The sequence below is a fragment of the Acinetobacter sp. SH024 genome, from assembly GCF_000163635.1.
Taxonomy (GTDB): Bacteria; Pseudomonadota; Gammaproteobacteria; order Pseudomonadales; family Moraxellaceae; genus Acinetobacter; species Acinetobacter pittii.
The window spans coordinates 1-3,870 of record NZ_GG753610.1 but is presented as its reverse complement, the minus strand read 5'-3'; the positions used below and the strand labels follow the sequence as shown (position 1 = coordinate 3,870).

Annotated in this window: 3 protein-coding genes; all 3 read left to right on the top strand. The window is 37.5% G+C overall.

The window, feature by feature from the left end; all coding sequences use genetic code 11:
• The first annotated feature begins 209 nt into the window (after positions 1-209).
• The 3 genes from HMPREF0013_RS24100 to HMPREF0013_RS24090 all read left to right on the top strand — a co-directional run bounded on the left by HMPREF0013_RS24100 (position 210) and on the right by HMPREF0013_RS24090 (position 3,429).
• The gene (locus HMPREF0013_RS24100) at positions 210-1,370 is read left to right on the top strand and encodes a MobA/MobL family protein (protein ID WP_000179382.1); all 1,161 of its coding nucleotides are present in this window, start codon (positions 210-212) and stop codon (positions 1,368-1,370) included.
• A gap of 499 nt (positions 1,371-1,869) precedes the next feature.
• Entirely contained in the window at positions 1,870-2,799 is a 930-nt protein-coding gene (gene repM, locus HMPREF0013_RS24095; RefSeq protein WP_000200914.1) for a replication initiation protein RepM, read from the top strand.
• A gap of 63 nt (positions 2,800-2,862) precedes the next feature.
• Entirely contained in the window at positions 2,863-3,429 is a 567-nt protein-coding gene (locus HMPREF0013_RS24090) for a plasmid replication DNA-binding protein (protein ID WP_000858429.1), read from the top strand.
• Positions 3,430-3,870: the final 441 nt, after the last annotated feature.

Below are 3,870 nucleotides of genomic sequence, written 5' to 3'. Positions count from 1 at the left end.
TAAAATTTCTTGAAAAGAAATTTTATTTTTAATTTAAATAATTCGCACTTGACAGTTTCTTCTAATCGAAGAAACTAGTACGCAATGGGGCGATTCCCCCTTGACCCCCTTTAACCGGATTTCTCAGCCATTCAGGCATTTCAAAATCCGGACGGTTTTCATTCCGTTTCACTGCATAAAAACCGGTCCCCAAGCCACCAGAGGTGAACATGGCCAGCTACCATTTCAGTGTAAAAAGCAAAAATAAAGGCTATGCGACCGGCCACTACCTCTATATTTCCCGGCTGATGCAATATGAAGGCATTCGAAAAACAAGCAATGAAACCATAGAACATATTGAACCTGGACGTTGCATGCCCGCCTTTGTCAAAGATCCGATTGAGTTTTGGCAGGCAGCCGATAGTCATGAACGAGCCAATGCCAAGGCCTACATGGAGTATGAAATTGCCCTCCCCAACGAGTTCACGCCAGAACAGCGTAAAACGCTCATAGAGACGTTTTTAGACAAACACATAGTCCCACAGCAATATCCTCACTCATACGCCATACACAACGTAAAATCACGCATCAGTGGCGAAGATCAGCCTCATTGTCACCTGATGTTCTCGCTAAAAGCGGATGACGGCATTGAACGCAGCGCAGAACAGTACTTCAAACGCTATAACCCTCAAGATCCAGCCAAAGGCGGTGCTAAAAAAATCCAACTTCAAGATGGCCATGAAAACTATTCCACTTTTTTGATCTATATCCGAAAACAATGGGAAAATCATTTGAATGATGCCCTTGCACAGCACTGCCCGACCGTCACCTACACACTGGATGGCCAAGACATCACCATCAAAAATCAGGTTTCAGCAGACAGCTATGAAAAATATAACGAGATCCACAGCACGCTATACCTTCCAGAGCCAAAACTAGGCGTTGGCCAACAAAATGCGACAGCGGAATATCTCGCTCAAATCCAAAAAATCCGAGAACACAACCAGCAAGAACGAGAACTCGAAGAACGCCAAAAGCAATTAGATCAACAACATGAATATTTTTATAGTGCTGAAAACCATCCATTTTCATCATTGGAAGTGATGTATTACCTGAATTACTTAATCAAAAATGCGAAAAATAAGGAAAAACTGGAAAAAGATTTTAGTGAAATTATCAAAATTCAAGAGCCTATACTGCACCAAGAAGGCTGGAACCTGAATAACATGAATCGAAAATTGAGAGATTCAGAACATAACTCAACGCCACGCTTTGAGTTTGAAGTCCATTCCCAGCCAAATTATCCATTACCCATGCAAAATAAGCCCCCTCAACCCGAACAGCCAAAGCCAAAATCTGATGATTATGATTACGGTGGTCCTGGTTTTTAAAATTATCTGGCTTTATTCAGGCCTTACAGAGCGAGTGTCTACGAGCGAACAGACCCAATTAAAATTTTCGCCATGCTTTTTCCCTGATTACAAACTCCCCTTTGCTGCTGAGACTGAGATACAGAGCATCCCGGAGGGTGCGAACAGATTTAATTTGCATCTAGGTCGAGCGAAGCGAGTATAAAAAACTTATGAGCGAAGCGAATTCCGAGTTGCTTTTGCTTTTTTGAAGTTATCACGAGATTAACCCAAAAATTGCCCCTTCGAACTGAGCGTAAGCGAAGTTCAATAGAGTTTGAGCGTAGCGAAAACATAGGGCAATTTTTCATTCTTTCCTTTTTAATATATTTTAAATCTTTTAAATCTTTTCAGTCGTCTCTGTGCCTTATATAGCAAAGGTTTCAACGTTTAAATATGACGGATTGACTACTAACTATGACGGATTGACTACTAACTATGACGGATTGACTACTTAACTATGACGGATTGACTACTAACTATGACAAGTATATATTTGTCATATATTAGAAAAATCAATGGTTTTGTTTTGAATAAAAATCACGTTGTAAAATCAAATCAAGTAATAGAAGCATCGTATCAATTAAGTGCCGTAGAGCAACGAATTGTCTTAGCTGCCATTTCACGGATTCCCAAAAATCAGCCTATTACAGATGATGAGTTATACCCTGTTAGCGTCGATGAATTAAAACAATTGGGCGTACATGAGAAAACTGCATACAGAGATTTAAAGGAAGGTATTAATAGACTCTATGAGAGGTCTATTAACCTCAGTATTGATGATAAATCTATAAAAATGAGATGGGTGCAAGAAATCCAATTTTTAGATAGTCAAAGTGTCATTGGAATCCGTTTTTCAAAACCCATTCTGCCATTCATTTCCAATCTAAGTAGAGAATTCACCAAATATGCCTTATCAGACATTGCTGGGATCAATAGTGGATACGGTATTCGTATTTATGAGCTACTGGTTCAATATCGGCAAATAGGTAAGCGTGAAATTTCTGTTGAGAGTTTACGGACAATGTTAGAACTCGGTAAAAAGTACCCATTATTCGCTGATTTCAAGAAACGAGTAATTGACACTGCTATAGACCAAATCAATGAATATAGCCCTTTAAAAGTCACTTATGAGCAGAAAAAAACAGGGCGTAAAGTCACTCATATTATCTTTTCTTTTAAAGAAAAATCTAAATCCATAACACATACCTCGAAAGATTTTTATCAGCTATCTGATGCTCAAATTAATCTATTCGGGAATCAATTATCACGTTTACATGAGCTTTCCCATTTAGCCTCAGAAGGTGAAAGTTATGAGATTTTAGCTGCTAAAATTAAGGATATGCTTAGAAACCCTCACCAACAACAGCAGTTTTTGCCACACTTAAAGAACTTAGGGTTTAAAGCTTGAGTGTATTGAAGAATACACTTATTGTATTCTTCAATACGTATCCTAAATACACAGCAATACACTATGAAAACAAGTACAAAATACAGTGTTAGTGATGCAGCCACACTGTATAAGAAATCTCGTGCTACACTTTATAAAGATATAAAAAATGGGGTGTTAAGTCGTGATCATGATGGCTCTATCGACTTCTCTGAGTTACTCCGCGTTTATGGTGAACCTTTTAGTGGAAAACACTCAAAACACACTGATACGTCTCCAACACAAACTATAAATACACCTGAATACACAGACAATACAGTTATTGAACTAAAGAATCAGATCGATTTTCTAAAGAAACAGTTAGAAAAAGCAGAAGATCGCGAAGCTAAAGCAAATTCTCGTATTGATACATTACTTACCCTAATTGAAATGAAGCCAACTCAGGTTCATCCCACACCAACTTCAGATCAATCTTCAGTGCAATCTAGTCCATCTCAAGTAGAACCTACATTGAATGTAGATAACGACAAACATGACGGATTGACTACTCCGGAAAAAACGGAAAATAAGCGTATTCCGGTGCCGGAGCCGGTTGAACCGGAGCAGCCGAAAAGAGGGTGGTTAAGCCGGTTTTTCTTGCCGAATGGCTAAGGGTACTATTCAACTGAGCTAATCAAAGTTGTAAGGATTTGATTAAAGAATAGCCATATTACGTGAAAGATCACAAAAAAAAGCCCGTACAGGGATGTTCGGGCTATAAACTTTGAAATAAGTATATGAATTTCAAGGTAAATTATGACACATTTCGTATAAGGTGTATTATGTTAATAATATAAATTTTTAAAAGCATATTGATTTAATAATAGAAAAATTATCAGAGTAGGGCATGTGTAAAGTAAACGTTCGATTATTAACCAATAATGATTAAAGATTTATATCTTGTATGTGTTAATTTTATTAACATATATATACGAAATTAATAATGCCTTAAGTGAAATAGTATGCTAGGTGAAAATCATCATTTTTTAAAAAAATTTTCGATCAGTGATGCTGCTATAGCGTATAAAAAACCTCGCTCGACTATACTTAAAA